Here is a 15,285-nt window from a genome sequence, read left to right as displayed (position 1 = left end):
ACGTCATGGTAGAACGATCTGCCGACGGCGTGCTGACAATGACCGCTGCCCGAAACCCTGACGGCGACCGCAGCGGCCGGGCACGGCTGGCGATTCTATCGCTATGCGTCGTGCTGGCGGTGACCGTGCTGTTCAGCCTGGCTTCCGGTGCGTCGGACGCTTCGGCGGTCGCGGTGCTGCGGGACTGGCTGTTCCAGTCGGGCCTGCAGGCCGATGCTCTTTCGGCGCGCGACCGCATCATCGTCTACGACATCCGGCTGCCGCGCGTCGTGCTCGGCGTGCTGATCGGCGCCGCACTTGCCGTTTCCGGCGCGGTCATGCAGGGGCTGTTCCGCAACCCGCTGGCCGACCCCGGCATCGTCGGCGTATCGAGCGGCGCCAGCCTGGGGGCCGTGGCGATTATCGTGCTGGGAGGAACAGCGCTTGCGCCGTTCACCGCCGCACTCGGCATCTATGCGCTGCCGCTCGCGGCTTTTGGCGGCGGCCTGGCAGTGACGTTGCTGCTCTACCGGGTGTCGACGCGTCGCGGCCAGACTTCGATCGCCACGATGCTGCTTGCCGGCATCGCGCTGGGTGCCATGGCCATGGCCTTCACCGGCATGCTGATCTTCATAGCCGACGACCGGCAGTTGCGTGATCTGACATTCTGGTCTCTGGGCTCGCTCGCCGGCGCGACATGGGGCAAGATCGCCGCCGCCGGGCCGATCATCGCGGCAGCCCTTGCGGCTGCACCGTTTCTAGCGCGAGGCCTTAACGCGCTGGCGCTCGGCGAAGCAGCCGCCAGCCATCTCGGCGTACCTGTGCAGCGCTTCAAATATGCGGCGATCGTCGCGGTTTCGGCTTCGGTCGGAGCGTCGGTTGCGATGAGCGGCGGCATTGGCTTCGTCGGTATCGTGGTGCCGCACCTGCTGCGGCTGGTGATCGGACCCGACAACCGCTATCTACTGCCGGCTTCGGCGCTGCTCGGCGCCAGCCTGCTGCTGCTGGCGGATGCGGTGAGCCGCACGATCGTGGCGCCGGCCGAATTGCCGATAGGCATCGTCACCGCGGCGGTCGGCGCGCCGTTCTTCCTGTGGATACTGCTGCGCAAGCGCGGTCTGATCGATCTTTAGAGTCGCATGATCTCGTCCGAAAAGGCTGCAACTTTTCGGGATCATGTTCGTGAGGTAAAAATGATCGAAGCGCGCGACGTCTCGGTTTCCATCGGCGGCAGAACAATCATCCGGAATGTCGATTTCGACGTCCGGCCGGGCGAACTGGCGGCGATCGTCGGTCCCAACGGATCGGGCAAGACAACATTTCTCAAGGCGCTTGCCGGCGATCTGGCGCATGACGGCTCCATCCGCCTCAATGGCCGCGATATCTCCCGCATGAGGCCGTGGGAGGCAGCGGCGCTGCGTGCCGTGCTACCGCAGCAGACGGCGCTGTCGTTTCCGTTCACGGTGCGCGAGATTGTCAAGCTCGGCCTGCTCGGCGGCCGTTCCGGTGCGCTGGCCGGCGAGGCGGAACGGCTGCCCGAGCGGGCGCTGGCGCGCGTCGACCTCGACGGATTTGCCGGGCGCTTCTACCAGGAGCTTTCGGGAGGCGAACAGCAGCGTGTGCAGCTTGCCCGCGTGCTCTGCCAGGTGTGGGCGCCGGTGCTGGAGGCCGCGCCGCGCTATCTCTTCCTCGACGAGCCGGTGTCCAGCCTCGACATCAAGCACCAGCTCATCATCATGAACATCGCCCGCGATTTCGCCAGGCGGGGCGGAGGCGTCATTGCCATCCTGCACGATCTCAACCTGACCGCCATGTATGCCGACCGCGTGCATGTGATACACCGCGGACAGCTCGCCGCCGCCGGCTCGCCTCAGGAAGTGCTGAGCGACGATCTGATCGCGCGCGTGTTCGAATGCAAGCTCAAGGTGGGCGTGCTGCCGGCGGGCAACGTGCCCTTCGTGCTGCCGCAGTCGGCTGGGATGTAGAGTCCGTCGCGTAGCCGGCAGGCTGCGATACCTTCACATATCAGCTTGTACGTCCGGTCCGGGATCGCCGCCGGTGGCGGCTGTCGCCAGCCTGCGCAGATAATGGTTCCAGCCTTTTTCGTGGGCTACGCGTTCTTCCTCGTTGGGCAGCCCGCTGTGGGTGAAGCGCACCAGGGTACCGCCGTCCTTTTCGAGAAGGTCGATTTCGACCAGGCTCGATCCGGGCGGTACTTCCTCGCGTCCTTCCCAGCCGAAGCTGTAGGCTAGGCGGTGGACCGGGATCACTTCCGTGAACTCGCCGCGGGCGGCGTATTTGTCGCCAACGCTGACGAGATAGATGCCGCCAGGACGGGCCTCGGTGGTTGCCGTACCGAGCCAGCGGAGGATCTTGTCGGGATCGGTGAGGAAGGCGAAGACGGTTGCTTGCGGGGCCGCGACCTGGATTTCGGTACGAAGCGTTTCGGGCATCGGCAAATCTCCTCCGGCCAGGGGCGCGGTTCATCCCGGCGCTGACGGCAATGTAAGCCAATACCCGCCGAGGGCAAGAAAGCTGCCGCCATCCTCATGACAGTTGGCCGATAGCATTGCATGATCAAGGCCATGCACCAGCCCCTCGCTCTCTCCTTCCTGCTCGACGAAGCGATCGGCCTGTCTGGCGCCGACGCCTTCCTGGCGGCGCTCGGTGCGCGGCTGGTCGCCGACGGCGTACCGCTGGCAGGCGGTGCGCTCACCCAGGCGTTCCCTCATCCGATCGTCGCGCGGCGCACCTTCTTGTGGCGCGCCGAAACCGCGGCAGTGGTCGAGGCGCTCGGCCTGGGCGTTGCCCCGCCTGCCGATCCCGGACACGGCAATGTCGGCCGCGAGTGGCTGACAGGGCTCGGAACCGGCGTCGTCCGGGAGGATCTTGTCGGCGCGGCGGCTGTCGGCGGGGCGTCTGATGCGGCAGTGCTCGGCTGGGCGACAACCCGCGCCCTCAGCGAGCCTGAAGCGAAGCTGCTGGGCGACGTGGCGCGCTTTGCCGCCGCGCCGCTTGCCGTGCTGGCGTCGCGCGCGACGCTCTCGGCGCTGCTCGAAACCTATCTCGGCCGGCGCAGCGCCGCGCAGGTACTGGCCGGCCGGCTGCGTCGCGAATCCAGCGAGACCATCAGGGCCGTCCTGCTCTATGCCGACCTCAGAGGTTTCACCGAACTGTCGGAGGCGGACGCACCCAAGGACGTGGTTGCCGCACTCGATGCCTGGTTCGATCGAATCGCCGGCGCCGTCCATGCCTTCGGCGGCGAAGTGCTGAAGTTCATCGGCGACGGGGTGCTGGCGATTTTTCCGATCGGCGAACGTGACGCCGCGGCCGCGTGCGACGCCGCCTTGCGCGCGGTCGCCGGCGCGCGCGCCGGCATGGATCACCTCGACCGGCAGCGCGTCTCGCAAGGCCTGTCGCCGTTGCCGTTCGGCATGGCGCTGCATGTGGGCGACATGCTGTGGGGCAATATCGGCACCGCCGACCGGCTGGATTTCACCGCGATCGGCCGCGCGGTGAACCTGGTGAGCCGGCTGGAAGGCCTGTGCCGGTCACTCGGCTACCCCGTGCTGCTATCCGGCGCCTTCGCGGCGGAAACAAAGCTGCCCCTTGTCCCGCTCGGCGAGCACGCGCTGCGCGGCATCGCGGCCCCGTGCGCGGTGTTTACGCTGCAGTGATGAAGACGAGCGGGCGCACACCCGGTCATCGATCGGCGACGCGGAATGCATCATTCAGGGCGGTCAGGCATTTCGCTTCTGCGAGAGCACCATCAGATTGGTGCGCATTGCGGGAGGCGTGAACCATTGAAGCAGCGAGACGAAGGCGAAGCCAATCGCTGTCCCGCCGTGATATTTCGGGGTGCCGTTGGAAATATAGCCGTGGTGCGACCAGTCTTCTTCTTCGAAAGCCTGCCGGATGCTGCTCAAGGAGTTCATGCGGTAGAAGGTCGGAAACGCATCTTCCTTTGGCCGCTCGGGCCACACCTGGCGCATCAGGCGATCCTTTACCGCTGCCGGCACGAACCTATTGCCTATCCCGACATAGCCGAGGCGATTCGGCGTCAGGGCGCAGAGCCAACCGCCAGGCTTCAGAACGCGATGGATCTCCCGCGCGAACTCGTCGGGGTGTTCGACATGCTCTATGACCCATTCGCAGATGACGATATCGACGCTGCTGTCGCCAAGCGGCAGTCGACCACCTGGCTCAATGACATGCACCTCGTCGAGATGGGGATGGCTGAGCACAACCGGGTCGACGTCGAGACCGATCACCCGTTTCACGCGGCCTTGGAAACTGCAGAACCGCTTGCGGAACTCAGCACTGTCACTGTCGTGGCGGGATCCGCGTCCGGCGCCCAGATCGACAACGACCATATCCGGCCTCACCAGCGCGTTGATGCGCGTGTAGAATTCTATCGCCTCATCGTCCCGCGTATATCCCCCGGCCGCCGTCTCGGGCCGCCACCGGTCCACCACTGTCATTGTATCCACCCACCCGCTGCGTATTTAAACGAACCCGCCGAACATAGTCGGCGGGTTCGAAAAACGTCATAAAATTCGCAGGTTAGGGTTAATCCAGCCCGGTGTTCAGGCCTCAAATGGAGCGTGGTCAGCCCGCCAAAGCTGGCCGCTGGATCAGGTCGATGCCGAGCAGCGCGCGTACATTGGGCCGTGCCTTGACGAGATCGGCGATGGTGTAGCGCTCAAGCACGCCGAAAAAGGCGTTGAGCGCCTCGCGCAGGGCCGCATTCAGAGCGCAGCTGTCGACGAGCGGGCACTCGGTCGCGTCGTTCTCGAAACACTCCGCCATGGCGAAGTTTTCCTCGGTGACGCGAACAACGTCGAACAGGTTGATGTCAGCCGCTGCCCTGCCGAGCTTGACGCCGCCATTGCGGCCGCGCACCGTCTCGACAAGGCCGTTCTCGACAAGCGGCTGCAGGATCTTGAATAAAAAGAGTTCGGAAACGGTGTAGGCGGCGGCGATTTCGGGGATGCGGCTCAGCCGTCCCTCATTCGCTGCGCAATACATCAGGATCCGGATCGCGTAGTTGGTCTGGCGCGTAAGCCGCATCGCTCATCCTCGGGAATCGTTTGCTTGGTCCCAATATTGGGACCAAGCTTGGTCCCAATATGGACCACAGTTTAGAATTATTCCAGAACGGAATTACATAAGTTGAAGAAAAAAATCAACTTATTTGCGACGGGAATGGCATTGCGAGCAGCCGGGGTGGCTGGCCGCATGTCACATCGGCGGCATCTTGTCGAATTTCGGCAGGGCCGGATCGATATGGTCCCAGCCGTAACCGCGCACTGTGTACGTCACCGCCTGCGGCTTGTATCGGCTGGGGTCATCAAGGCTGGCGGCGTGCACGGTGAACACGTCCGGACTTCCTGGGTACGTCATGTACACCGGTGAGCCGCAGGCGGGGCAGAAGGCGCGCGTCTTGACGCTGCCGCTATCGCCAACGATGTTCCAATGCGTCGCTTCGCCTGCGAGTTTCACGCCCTTCCTGCTTGGGAAGGTCAGGTAGGAGCCGTGCCCTGTGCCGCTCTTGCGCTGACAGTCGCGGCACTGGCAGTCGTTCGAGAACACTGGCTCGCCAGAGATTTCGTAACGGATCGCGCCGCATGCGCATCCGCCGGTGTAAGCCTCGCTCATGTCTTTCTCCCGTCAGTCCTGCTCGTCGGCGATGGCGCCGAGATTGTGGACAATCTTGTTCCAGCCGTCGCTCATGTTCCGGAAAGCAATGTCGTTCTTCGGCAGCATGAAGCCGGAATGGACCAGGCGAAGGCGGGTGCCGTTTTCAACCCTGGAAAGGATGAACGTGACCACCGTGTCCAGCCGCGAGCCATAGCCGACGTTTTCCTCGTGTCCGCCTTTCCAGGCAAACACGAAGCGCTCGTTCGGCATCACCTCCAGGACCTGGCAGTGAATAGTCCCGTCCCACGCGCCGCCCGGCTTCGTCTTGAACGTGAACTTTTTGCCCTCCACGGGCTCGAAGCCGGTCGGCTGCATCAGCCAGCGGGCGATCAGTTGGCCGGTCGTCAGCGTTTTCCAGATCGTCTCCGGCGCATGCGGGAAGACCTCGTCGACGACGATGTCTCGCGTACTGGACTTCAATGCGGTGTCATTCATCGATCGATCTCCTTCAGGAGGGTTCTGAGGTCGGCGAAGCGTTCGCGCCAGAAGACGCCGTAGTGGCTCATCCAGTCGACAAGCGGCGCGAGCCCCTTCGGCTCGGCGCGATAGTAGACGTTGCGGCCTTCGGGGCGTTCGGCGACCAGGCCGGCCTGCTTAAGCGATTTGAGGTGCTGGGATATGGCGCCCTGCGTCACGCCGCTGCCCCGCGTCAGTTCGACCACGGTAATCTCGCTGGACGAGACGATCCGCTCGAACACGGCCCGCCTGGTGGGATCGGCAAGCGTGCGCATGACGGCGTTGATGGTGTCGGCTTCAGTCATGGCCAATCAAGTAGTGAATACTAATCAATTAGTCAAGACTAATTACTCGTAGTGTGCTGACCTGACATCAGGACGGGCGGAAGTCCGCGCTATCGTGTGCGTAGCGGGCAAACAGAAAATCACGCGTGCCGACGTTCAAACCGCGGGCGGCGATCAATTTATGTCGCGGAATTTTCCGACATAGATCATCGGCCAGCGCTTGCCGGTGATGTAGAACAGGCCGGTAGCGGGATCGCGGGCGATGCCGTTCAGCACGTTTTCCGCACTGGCAGAGATGGCCGCGGCTTCGTCGGGCGTGATGATCTCGTTCAGAGGCGACATGTCGGCCACAGCCTCGACGCAGCCGCTATCTGGATCGACGCGGACAATCCACGGCGTCGTGTAGATGTTGCCGTAGAGCTTGCCGTCGACATATTCGAGCTCGTTGAGCCAGTCCGGCTCAACCTCGCCAACGCTGCGCAAGGGCAACTCCCGGGTGATCCTGAAGGTTTTGGGGTCGGCGTAGCGCAACATGCCCTCTCCATCGGTGAAGAGAAGGTTCCTGCCGTCATTGGCGAGGCCCCAGCCGAGATGCGGGTTCTTCATGCGGCGCAATTGCTTGCCGTGGAGATCGTAGACGAAAACCAGGTTTTCCTGCCAGGTGAGCTGGAAGATCTGGCCGTCGAGGATGGTCAGGCCTTCCCCGAAGACGGAGGTGCCGAGATCGGCCAAGGTGGTGACCTTGCCGTCGAGATCGATGAGATTGAGGCGCGTCTGGCCGCCGGTACGGCCGGTGCTCTCGTAGAGTTTGCCGTTGCGGAATTCGAGGCCCTGCGTGTAGCCGGAGAGACTGCGGGTAATTTTCTTCTCGACGACAAAGTCGAGCTGTTTGGGGGCAGGACATTCTTTTGCGGCCAAAGCGGCCGTCGCGGAGACAAGGGCGAAACCGAGCGCCAGGACGGCGCGTCGCGCGAAGCAGGTGAACATGGTCATGCCCGTTCTTGGCATGGGAACGTGGTGCCTTCAACCAAACAGGCTCGGCCGGCCTGTTTTGGCTCGTCGAAGAAACTTCCGTTACGTCATCGATATGGTCCGGACCAACCGGCCGGCACTTCTTGCCTTTCCCGTAAATCTCACGATTAATCGGTAAAATACCGGCTTTGCCGGATAAAGTGGGGAGCATGCTCATGGCGCCTGCAAACGCGCTTCATCCCATTCCCAACCCGGCCGGCAAGCCGCTGATCGGCAACATGCTCACCGTCGACAGCGACGCGCCGCTGCAAAGCCTGATGCAACTGACGCGCGAGCATGGCCCGATCTACTGGTTGAACATGATGGGCACGCCCCTGGTGGTGGTCTCCGGCGCCAGTCTGGTGGAGGAAATCTGCGACGAGACCCGGTTCGACAAAGCGGTGCGCGGGCCGCTGCGGCGTATCCGCGCGCTGGCCGGCGACGGGCTTTTCACCGGCGACACACAGGAGCCGAACTGGGGCAAGGCGCACAACATCCTGTTACCCACTTTCGCGCAGCGCGCCATGGCCGGCTATCTGCCGCTGATGTACGACATTGCCGAGCAGCTCTGCACCAAATGGGAGCGGCTCAATGCCGACGACGAAGTCGATGTCGTGCACGACATGACGGCGCTGGCGCTCGACACGATCGGCATCTGCGGTTTCGACTACCGCTTCAACTCGTTCTACCGGCGCGACTATCACCCGTTCATCGATGCGCTGACCCGCACGCTTGAAACCTGCATGGTGCAGCGCGGACTGCCGTTCGAGAAAGTGATCCTGACGAAGCGCTTGAACCAGCTGAAGGAAGATGTCGCCTTCATGAACAAGCTGGTCGACGACATCATCCGTGAGCGGCGGCGGGGCGGCGACCAGAGCCAGAAGGACCTGCTCAACTTCATGCTGGCCGGTGTCGACAAGGTAACCGGCGAAAGCCTGTCGGACGAAAACATACGCTACCAGATCAACACTTTTCTCATCGCCGGCCACGAGACGACGTCGGGGCTGCTTTCCTTCACGCTGTACTTCCTCGTCAACAATGCGGATGTGCTTGCCAGGGCCTACGAGGAGGTCGACCGCGTGCTCGGCAACGATCTCGCGATGCAGCCGACCATCGGCCAGGTCAACCAGCTTACCTACGTCCAGCAGATTTTGAACGAGGCGCTGCGGCTCTATCCGACGGCGCCGGCGATCGGGCTCTATCCCTACAAGGACGAGGTGATCGGCGGGCAGTACAAGATCAAAAAAGGCACCTTCATCACGCTGCTGACGCTGATGCTGCACCGGGACCCATCGGTGTGGGGACCGAACCCGGAGGTTTTCAACCCCGACAATTTTTCGCGCGAGGCAGAGGCTTCGCGGCCGCCCAACGCCTTCAAGCCGTGGGGCAACGGGCAGCGCGCCTGTATCGGCCGGCAGTTCGCCATGCAGGAAGCGACGATGGTGCTGGGCATGATCCTGCAGCGTTTCCAGCTGTTCGACCACAAGAAATACCAGCTGAAGATCAAGGAGACGCTGTCGATCAAGCCCGACGGCTTCACCATCAAGGTGAAGCCGCGGCCGGGCCGCACGCGCAGCGCCGTGGTGCTAGGTGCGGCACTCGCCAGCCAGAACGACAACCGCACACAGGTGGAGACAGCGCGCCGCCCGAGCCACGGCACGAAGGCGACGGTGCTTTTCGGCTCCAACCTCGGCACCACCGAGGAACTGGCGCGCGCAATCGCCAACTCGGCCGAACTCAACGGTTTCGACACCAGGTTTGCCGATCTCGATTCCTGTGCCGGCAACCTGCCGACAGAGGGCGCCGTCATCATCGCCAGCGCTTCCTACAACGGCGCGCCGCCGGACAACGCGGCAAAGTTCGTCAAATGGCTGAACGAGGCGCAGCCAGGGGCTGCCGCGGGCGTCAACTATCTGGTGTTCGGCTGCGGCAACCGCGACTGGGCGTCGACCTTCCAGGCGACGCCGCGCCATCTCGACGAGCGGCTCGAGGCGCTCGGCGGCAGCCGCATTGTGGCGCGCGGCGAGGGCGATGCACGCGAGGACCTCGACGGGCAGTTCCAGGACTGGTTCAAGAAGCTGTGGCCGCAGGTCGGTGCGGCGCTGAAGCTCGACATCGATTTTTCAGAGGAGGCCAAGGCCGAGCCGCTATACGCGGTGGAGGTCGTTTCCGGCGCTCCACTCAACCCGGCGATCGGGCAGGCGGGTGCTGTGGCGATGAAAATTGCCGCTAACCGCGAATTGCAGGATGTGACGGCTTCCGGGCGCTCGACGCGGCATATCGAAGTGGCGTTGCCGGAGGGCCAGAGCTACCAGCCGGGCGATCATCTGTGCGTCGTGCCGGTCAACAGCCCAGCGCTTGTGGAGCGCGTCGAAAAACGCTTCGGCTTCGCGCCGGACACGCAAATCAGGCTCACGACGACGGGCGGACGGCACGCGCCGTTTCCGGTCGACGGGCCGCTTTCGGTGCGCGGCATCCTTTCCAGCTATGTCGAGCTGCAGCACGTGGCAACCCGCAAGCAGATCCGCACGATGGCCGAGCAGACGCGCTGCCCGGTGACCAAGCCGGAACTGGAGCGGCTGGCGAGCGAGGCATCTGATGGCGTGGACGCCTACAAAAGCGAGGTTTTCGCCAGGCGCAAATCGGTGCTCGACCTTTTGGAGGAGTTTCCGGCCTGCGAACTGCCGTTCGGGCTCTATCTCGAAATGCTGCCTGTGCTTAGCCCCCGCTACTATTCGATCTCGTCGTCGCCGAACGCCGAACCCGACCGCTGCGCCATAACAGTCGGCGTGGTGGAGGGCGAGGCGCGCGCCGGTAACGGCATTTACAAGGGCGTCTGCTCCACGCACCTGGTCGACTGCGGGGAGGGCAGCACCATCCATGCCTCGATCAAGGAAACCAAGGCCGGATTCCGGTTGCCGGAAAATCCGCAGACGCCGCTGATCATGATCGGCCCCGGCACCGGGCTGGCGCCGTTTCGCGCCTTCCTGCAGGAGAGGCAGTTGCAGGCGGCTCAGGCCAAAAAACTCGGGCCGGCGATGCTGTTTTTCGGCTGCCGCCACCCCGACCAGGACTTCTTGTACCGCCCGGAATTGGAGGAAATGGCGGGCAAGGGACTGGTCGAACTGCATGTCGCGTTCTCCAGGCATGGCGGTGAAAAAACCTATGTGCAGGACCTGCTGCGCAAAAACCGCAGCAGAGTGTGGGAGCTGATCGAAGCCGGCGCGCATATTTATGTCTGCGGCGACGGTTCGCGCATGGAGCCTGATGTCAAGCGCGCGCTGGCGATGCTCTACGCTGAAGCAAAGGATACCGGCTCGTCAGCGGCCGACGCCTGGATGGAGCAAATGAGCCGCGACAACCGCTATGTGCTGGACGTGTGGGCGGGGAATTGAACCTTTCCGACGCGAGGCTGCCCCGCCATGTGGTGCTTGCCTATCTCAACGAGCCGCCGTTCTGCTGGAAAGACGCAGCGGGCGAGGTGGTCGGACTGGATATCGAGGTTGCCTTCACGGTTCTGAAGGCGCTCGGCATTGAAAGTGTCGAAACAAGGCTGGCGGCCTTCGCGGATTTCATTCCCGGTGTGGCGGCTGGCGCGTGGACGATCAACGTGCCGATGTTCGTAACGCCAGAGCGGGCGAAGCGCGTCGCGTTCAGCAGGCCGGTGTGGTCCCTGGCGGACGGGCTGATGATGCGGGCGCATGACCCACGAACTTTCGCAAGTTACGAGGCTGTCGGCCGCCAAGAAACGGCTGTCATTGGCGTGATTGCAGGCCAGATCCAGCATGACGCGGCGCTGCGGGCAGGCATTCCCGTCAACCGGTTGAAGGTGTTTTCCGCGCCGGAGGATGCCATCGAAGCGCTGCTCGCCGGTGGCATTGACGCTTATGCAAGTGCTGCCATGGTGCATCGTGGCCTGCTAAGGGAACGGCGTGACGAGCGGCTTCGCGTGGCCGATTTCGATGACACGGCCGGGGAACCAGCGCTTGGCGCCTATTCCTTTGCCTTATCGAACGTGGAACTCCTGACGGCGTTCAACCGGCAATTGGCAAGCTTTCTCGGATCGCCACAACATCTTGAAATCGCTGCGCGATATGGTTTCACAGGAGCCGAGATGGCCTGCGTCAATCCGATCAACCTTACGTTGACGTAAAGGTCTTGCATTTGATGCTGCAGCGCACCATATTTGCATGGACAGGAGTCGAGCGACTCGGGGAGGAACCCACGAGGAGTGCGACATGCAGAACACTGCATTCCATGCCGTTCCCCCTACGGGCATGATACGGCAACTCAGACCATCGGATCTGCCGCTGTTTCGCGAACACCTTCTGAGGCTCGACGCGGAAAGCCGCCGGGATCGTTTCAACGGATTCACTGACGATACATTCGTCAGCACCTATGCCGACCGCTGCTTTGCCGACGGCACCACCGTCATCGGCTATGTCGAGGACGGTGCGGTGTTGGGTGCTGCCGAACTGCACGAGCGCCCGGAAGAGGACATCCCGACCGGCGAGATCGCTTTCAGTGTCGAACGCGCGCTGCAGCACCGCGGCATCGGCCGCATGCTGTTCAAGCGGCTGATTCTCAATGCGCTGGGCCTTGGCTACTATCGGCTGCTGGTCACCACCCACCCGGAAAACGAGGCGATGAAGGCGCTGGCGCGCAAGTTCGGCGCGGAGCTGACTTTCGAGGCGGGAGAAGCTGTTGGCGTGATCAAGCTGGACGCTGCGATGGCGGCGCCGCTGCTGCAACATGCTCAGGCGGCCGCGATGGAACAGCCGCGGCTTTAACGTTGACGTTCGCCGCTGAGACTGGCTGCTGCTCTTTACCGAAGCCGGTGCAGCCTGAGTGGCGTGGTCTTCGTCCTGCCGACGATGCCTTTCGCTTCCAGGTCGAGCTGTAACGCCTTGGTCCACCAGCCGGCCTTGGCGCCGCCGGGATAAAGATCTTCCGGCAAATGGGCGAGGACGCGGTGCTGGAGCTCGGCCACCGTGAGCCCCGGCGCCTGCCGGGGCAGGACGGCCAACAACGCCCGCTTCATTGCCTCGTACATCGCTGCGTCGACAAGCCGGCTCGTTCCCGGATGATTGACGTTTTCCAGTTCGGCCTTGGCGGCTTCGCTATTTGCCATATCCACCTCCTGCATCATTGGCCGCGACGCACCGATATGATGCGTGCTGCTGCAAGGACGGCTGCCGATGGCGGCAGCCGACAGGCGCTGGCAGAAAAAGAAAGGGCCCGCTTGGAGCGGGCCTTTTGCGTCGTACCGGTTCCGAAGAAAGCTTAGGCGGCCTTCTGGCCGTAGAGCTTCGAAAACTCAACCTGAGCGGTCTTGGCGCCTTCGGTTACGACGGACTTGGCGGTGTCGGCCGCGTTGCGGACGCGGTCGAAATTGGCGCGGGCGTTCTCGCGAACGAAATCGGCCTGGATCTGGACGGCTTCATTGAGCGACTGCGCGCCGGCAACCTTCTCGACGGTGGAGAGGGCGTGCTGGACATTGGCGAGCGTCGCATCGAGCAGGCCGCGGGTGAAGTTGGCGTAGCCGCCGACAAACGAGGTGGCGAACTTCTCGACGGTCGTGGTGGCGTTGGCGGCGCCGGTGTGAACCGTCTCGGCGCGGTCCTTGGCGGACGAAGCGGTGCGCTTCACGAAATCGCGAGCGGCAGCGGGCACTTCGATCTTGCCCTGGACGTTTTCGATGGCCTTCTGGACCGAAGCGAAATAGGTCGATTCAGCGGCGGGGGTCTTTGCGGTCTTGGTCATTTTTCCATCCTCATTGAGCTATGGTTGGCCCCGTTCGTCATCGACCCGGGGAATGGATGTCATATAGTCAGGTCGATTGTGCAGTGCAATATGGATTTTTGTTGCAACGCAATATTTTTGTTAAAGCATTGAAATTATTATTCGAAAAGTTACATCTGGCTGACGAAACCGCGGCAGAAGGCGGCATTCTCGACGTAACGGCAGGGGCGCGGCGGTTTCCAATCGCCGCCTGAAACGGTTATTGGGGGAACTGCACCGCCTCGAACAAGACAGGCTGTCTATGTCGTCAAGCGATCGTCTCCCGACTGCCACTCCCATGAGGAACCATGCCGCTGCAGATGCCGAAAAGCTCGCAGCGCTGAAACGCACCAAGGCGATCGCCACCGCCATGCTGGCGCTCTGCGTTGCGATCTTTGCCGCCGCGAAGTCGCTGGAGTACCACTGGCCGCTGCTCGGGTTTGTCGCGGCCTTTGCAGAAGCCGCGGCCATCGGCGGCATCGCCGACTGGTACGCCGTGGTGGCGCTGTTCAAGCGGCCGCTCGGCCTGCCGATCCCGCACACCGCGATCATTCCCGAAAACCAGAACCGCATCGCCGACAATCTCGGCCGCTTCATCGAGGTGAACTTCCTTGCCGAAACACCCGTCCGCAAGAAGCTGAACGAGGTCGACTTCGCCTCGCTGGTGGCCGACTGGCTGTCCGACCCCCAGCGCGCCGCCGGCCTGTCACGTTTCGTGGCGCAACTGGTGCCGCAGACGTTGTCGGCGATCGAGCAGTCCGGCCTGCGCGGTTTTATCACCAGCCGCATGCTCGAACAGGTGGAGAAAGTGCCGGTGGCGCCGCTCGCCGCCGAACTGCTCTCGGCCTTCACCGACGACCGCCGCCACCAGAAGCTGTTCGACGAATTCACCAAAGTGGTCGGCAAATTCCTGAACGACGAGGATGCCCTTGCCGTGATGCGCGACAAGATCAGGGATGAGTTGCCGTCCCTGTTCAACCTTTTCCGCGCCGACGCCTATCTCTTGAAGAAGATCGTCGCCTCGGCGGGATCGCTGCTGGAAGAAGTGAGGAAGGATCCCGAGCATCCGATGCGGGCGGAATTCGACCGTTTCGTCGTCAAGTTCATCGACCGGCTGCGCAATTCGCGCGATTACGCCAAGCGCGCCGAGAAGATGAAGCGCGACCTGCTCTCCCGCCCGGAAGTGCGCGAACTCGCACAGGACATGTGGGAAAGCATGCGCAGTTTTCTCGAACACGACGCCCGCGCGGAAAAATCGATGATTCGCGAACATCTCGCCGGCATGTTCGTCGAGGTCGGCCGGCACCTGGCGACCGATCCGCAGGTGAGAGCCGACATGAACCAGGGCTTTGTGGTGGCACTGTCCTCTTTCGTCGAAAGCCAGAAGAGCGGCGTCTCGAAATTCATTGCCGACCAGGTCAAGGGCTGGGATTTCGGCCAGCTGACACGGCTGATCGAGATCAATGTCGGGCGCGACCTGCAATACATCCGCTTCAACGGCATGATCATCGGCGGGCTGGCGGGACTTCTGCTTTATATCGCCGAGCTTTTTTTCACCGCGAATTGACCGGCTCCGCCAAACACCTATTCTTGATTGCATCGGTCGGCCAGGGCGCCGGCGTTGCAAGGGAGGAAGGCATGGTGAAGAAACCGGAATCCGAGTCCTTCATGGACATATTTGCGAAGCTCGGCCACGATCTGAAACTGCCCAATATCGACATCGACAGGGTGCTGGAGCACCACCGCAAGAACCTCGAGGCGCTGCAGAAATCGGCATCGGCGACGGCGAGCGGCGCTTCCACGCTGATGGCGCGCCAGCGCGAGATGTTGCAGGAGAACCTCAGCGAGATCACCGATATGGTGCAAAGCTACAGGGTGCCGGGCAACCCGCAAGACATGATGGCGAAACAAGCGGATTTTGCCCGCAAGTCGTTTGAGACGACGGTGAAAAACGCCGGCGAAGTGGCTGAAATCGTCAAGAAATCGGGAGCCGAGTCGCTCGAGATATTGCGCCAGCGCATCAAGGACGCGATGGAGGAAATCCGCGAAGGCTACGAGAAGCGCAAGTAGCGGC

General features: G+C 62.9%; 18 protein-coding genes. 9 read left to right on the top strand and 9 right to left on the bottom strand.

Annotated features, from left to right (window positions below; translation table 11 throughout):
- Positions 1 to 5 precede the first annotated feature (5 nt).
- On the top strand, positions 6 to 1,112 hold the full coding sequence (locus tag F3H98_RS00790; protein WP_149757303.1) for a FecCD family ABC transporter permease: 1,107 nt from the start codon (positions 6 to 8) through the stop codon (positions 1,110 to 1,112).
- A gap of 60 nt (positions 1,113 to 1,172) precedes the next feature.
- Positions 1,173 to 1,964 carry a heme ABC transporter ATP-binding protein gene (locus F3H98_RS00785; RefSeq protein WP_149757301.1) on the top strand — a complete coding sequence of 264 codons (792 nt, stop codon included), beginning with the start codon at positions 1,173 to 1,175 and terminating at the stop codon, positions 1,962 to 1,964.
- Positions 1,965 to 1,997: 33 nt separating this feature from the next.
- On the opposite strand, the gene F3H98_RS00780 is transcribed toward F3H98_RS00785, so the two are convergent.
- The gene (locus F3H98_RS00780; protein WP_149757299.1) at positions 1,998 to 2,432 is read right to left on the bottom strand and encodes an SRPBCC family protein; all 435 of its coding nucleotides are present in this window, start codon (positions 2,430 to 2,432) and stop codon (positions 1,998 to 2,000) included.
- 132 nt (positions 2,433 to 2,564) lie between these two features.
- Here F3H98_RS00780 and F3H98_RS00775 point away from each other — a divergent pair, with 132 nt between their 5' ends.
- On the top strand, positions 2,565 to 3,656 hold the full coding sequence (locus F3H98_RS00775; protein ID WP_149757297.1) for an adenylate/guanylate cyclase domain-containing protein: 1,092 nt from the start codon (positions 2,565 to 2,567) through the stop codon (positions 3,654 to 3,656).
- A gap of 63 nt (positions 3,657 to 3,719) precedes the next feature.
- Here F3H98_RS00775 and F3H98_RS00770 read toward each other — a convergent pair whose 3' ends face one another.
- The 6 genes from F3H98_RS00770 to F3H98_RS00745 form a co-directional block, all read right to left on the bottom strand.
- Entirely contained in the window at positions 3,720 to 4,460 is a 741-nt protein-coding gene (locus F3H98_RS00770; RefSeq protein ID WP_149757295.1) for a class I SAM-dependent methyltransferase, read from the bottom strand.
- A gap of 127 nt (positions 4,461 to 4,587) precedes the next feature.
- Entirely contained in the window at positions 4,588 to 5,049 is a 462-nt protein-coding gene (rirA, locus tag F3H98_RS00765) for an iron-responsive transcriptional regulator RirA (protein ID WP_149757293.1), read from the bottom strand.
- A 171-nt stretch (positions 5,050 to 5,220) separates the two neighbouring features.
- Positions 5,221 to 5,637: a GFA family protein gene (locus F3H98_RS00760; RefSeq protein ID WP_149757291.1), complete on the bottom strand. Its 417-nt coding sequence runs from the start codon at positions 5,635 to 5,637 to the stop codon at positions 5,221 to 5,223.
- A 12-nt stretch (positions 5,638 to 5,649) separates the two neighbouring features.
- Complete coding sequence (locus F3H98_RS00755) at positions 5,650 to 6,114, bottom strand: SRPBCC family protein (protein WP_149757289.1); 465 nt, start codon at positions 6,112 to 6,114, stop codon at positions 5,650 to 5,652.
- Complete coding sequence (locus tag F3H98_RS00750; protein ID WP_149757287.1) at positions 6,111 to 6,440, bottom strand: ArsR/SmtB family transcription factor; 330 nt, start codon at positions 6,438 to 6,440, stop codon at positions 6,111 to 6,113. The genes F3H98_RS00755 and F3H98_RS00750 overlap by 4 nt, the downstream gene beginning before the upstream one ends.
- A gap of 153 nt (positions 6,441 to 6,593) precedes the next feature.
- Positions 6,594 to 7,412: a glutaminyl-peptide cyclotransferase gene (locus F3H98_RS00745; RefSeq protein ID WP_188130294.1), complete on the bottom strand. Its 819-nt coding sequence runs from the start codon at positions 7,410 to 7,412 to the stop codon at positions 6,594 to 6,596.
- A 194-nt stretch (positions 7,413 to 7,606) separates the two neighbouring features.
- On the opposite strand from F3H98_RS00745, the gene F3H98_RS00740 reads away from it, so the two are divergent.
- From F3H98_RS00740 to F3H98_RS00730, 3 genes are all read left to right on the top strand, one after another.
- The gene (locus F3H98_RS00740; protein ID WP_149757283.1) at positions 7,607 to 10,825 is read left to right on the top strand and encodes a bifunctional cytochrome P450/NADPH--P450 reductase; all 3,219 of its coding nucleotides are present in this window, start codon (positions 7,607 to 7,609) and stop codon (positions 10,823 to 10,825) included.
- Positions 10,822 to 11,583: a transporter substrate-binding domain-containing protein gene (locus F3H98_RS00735; protein WP_188130293.1), complete on the top strand. Its 762-nt coding sequence runs from the start codon at positions 10,822 to 10,824 to the stop codon at positions 11,581 to 11,583. The genes F3H98_RS00740 and F3H98_RS00735 overlap by 4 nt, the downstream gene beginning before the upstream one ends.
- Before the next feature lie 85 nt (positions 11,584 to 11,668).
- Positions 11,669 to 12,220 (top strand): GNAT family N-acetyltransferase, encoded by a 552-nt coding sequence (locus tag F3H98_RS00730; RefSeq protein WP_149757279.1) that lies wholly within the window; start codon positions 11,669 to 11,671, stop codon positions 12,218 to 12,220.
- A 35-nt stretch (positions 12,221 to 12,255) separates the two neighbouring features.
- Here the strand turns inward: F3H98_RS00730 and F3H98_RS00725 are convergent, their stop codons facing one another.
- Both F3H98_RS00725 and F3H98_RS00720 read right to left on the bottom strand, forming a co-directional pair.
- On the bottom strand, positions 12,256 to 12,561 hold the full coding sequence (locus F3H98_RS00725) for a DUF6958 family protein (protein WP_149757277.1): 306 nt from the start codon (positions 12,559 to 12,561) through the stop codon (positions 12,256 to 12,258).
- A gap of 152 nt (positions 12,562 to 12,713) precedes the next feature.
- A complete protein-coding gene (locus F3H98_RS00720) occupies positions 12,714 to 13,193 on the bottom strand; it encodes a phasin family protein (protein WP_149757275.1) in 480 nt (159 codons plus the stop codon).
- A gap of 56 nt (positions 13,194 to 13,249) precedes the next feature.
- On the opposite strand from F3H98_RS00720, the gene F3H98_RS30945 reads away from it, so the two are divergent.
- From F3H98_RS30945 to F3H98_RS00710, 3 genes are all read left to right on the top strand, one after another.
- Positions 13,250 to 13,426 (top strand): hypothetical protein, encoded by a 177-nt coding sequence (locus F3H98_RS30945; protein WP_188130292.1) that lies wholly within the window; start codon positions 13,250 to 13,252, stop codon positions 13,424 to 13,426.
- Between the two features lie 83 nt (positions 13,427 to 13,509).
- Complete coding sequence (locus tag F3H98_RS00715) at positions 13,510 to 14,778, top strand: DUF445 domain-containing protein (protein WP_425294795.1); 1,269 nt, start codon at positions 13,510 to 13,512, stop codon at positions 14,776 to 14,778.
- 71 nt (positions 14,779 to 14,849) lie between these two features.
- Complete coding sequence (locus F3H98_RS00710) at positions 14,850 to 15,281, top strand: phasin family protein (RefSeq protein WP_149757271.1); 432 nt, start codon at positions 14,850 to 14,852, stop codon at positions 15,279 to 15,281.
- Positions 15,282 to 15,285: the final 4 nt, after the last annotated feature.

The sequence above is a fragment of the Neomesorhizobium albiziae genome (genome assembly GCF_900114255.1).
Classification (GTDB): domain Bacteria; phylum Pseudomonadota; class Alphaproteobacteria; order Rhizobiales; family Rhizobiaceae; genus Neomesorhizobium; species Neomesorhizobium albiziae.
The sequence above is the reverse complement of the archived record's forward strand: the minus strand, read 5'-3'. Positions and strand labels throughout refer to the sequence as shown.

Coding starts and splice junctions, on each gene's coding strand:
- F3H98_RS00790 (WP_149757303.1), top strand. CDS start 6: ATGGTAGAACGATCTGCCGACGGCGTGCTGACAATGACCGCTGCCCGA.
- F3H98_RS00785 (WP_149757301.1), top strand. CDS start 1,173: ATGATCGAAGCGCGCGACGTCTCGGTTTCCATCGGCGGCAGAACAATC.
- F3H98_RS00780 (WP_149757299.1), bottom strand. CDS start 2,432: ATGCCCGAAACGCTTCGTACCGAAATCCAGGTCGCGGCCCCGCAAGCA.
- F3H98_RS00775 (WP_149757297.1), top strand. CDS start 2,565: ATGCACCAGCCCCTCGCTCTCTCCTTCCTGCTCGACGAAGCGATCGGC.
- F3H98_RS00770 (WP_149757295.1), bottom strand. CDS start 4,460: ATGACAGTGGTGGACCGGTGGCGGCCCGAGACGGCGGCCGGGGGATAT.
- rirA (WP_149757293.1), bottom strand. CDS start 5,049: ATGCGGCTTACGCGCCAGACCAACTACGCGATCCGGATCCTGATGTAT.
- F3H98_RS00760 (WP_149757291.1), bottom strand. CDS start 5,637: ATGAGCGAGGCTTACACCGGCGGATGCGCATGCGGCGCGATCCGTTAC.
- F3H98_RS00755 (WP_149757289.1), bottom strand. CDS start 6,114: ATGAATGACACCGCATTGAAGTCCAGTACGCGAGACATCGTCGTCGAC.
- F3H98_RS00750 (WP_149757287.1), bottom strand. CDS start 6,440: ATGACTGAAGCCGACACCATCAACGCCGTCATGCGCACGCTTGCCGAT.
- F3H98_RS00745 (WP_188130294.1), bottom strand. CDS start 7,412: ATGACCATGTTCACCTGCTTCGCGCGACGCGCCGTCCTGGCGCTCGGT.
- F3H98_RS00740 (WP_149757283.1), top strand. CDS start 7,607: ATGGCGCCTGCAAACGCGCTTCATCCCATTCCCAACCCGGCCGGCAAG.
- F3H98_RS00730 (WP_149757279.1), top strand. CDS start 11,669: ATGCAGAACACTGCATTCCATGCCGTTCCCCCTACGGGCATGATACGG.
- F3H98_RS00725 (WP_149757277.1), bottom strand. CDS start 12,561: ATGGCAAATAGCGAAGCCGCCAAGGCCGAACTGGAAAACGTCAATCAT.
- F3H98_RS00720 (WP_149757275.1), bottom strand. CDS start 13,193: ATGACCAAGACCGCAAAGACCCCCGCCGCTGAATCGACCTATTTCGCT.
- F3H98_RS30945 (WP_188130292.1), top strand. CDS start 13,250: ATGTCATATAGTCAGGTCGATTGTGCAGTGCAATATGGATTTTTGTTG.
- F3H98_RS00715 (WP_425294795.1), top strand. CDS start 13,510: ATGAGGAACCATGCCGCTGCAGATGCCGAAAAGCTCGCAGCGCTGAAA.
- F3H98_RS00710 (WP_149757271.1), top strand. CDS start 14,850: ATGGTGAAGAAACCGGAATCCGAGTCCTTCATGGACATATTTGCGAAG.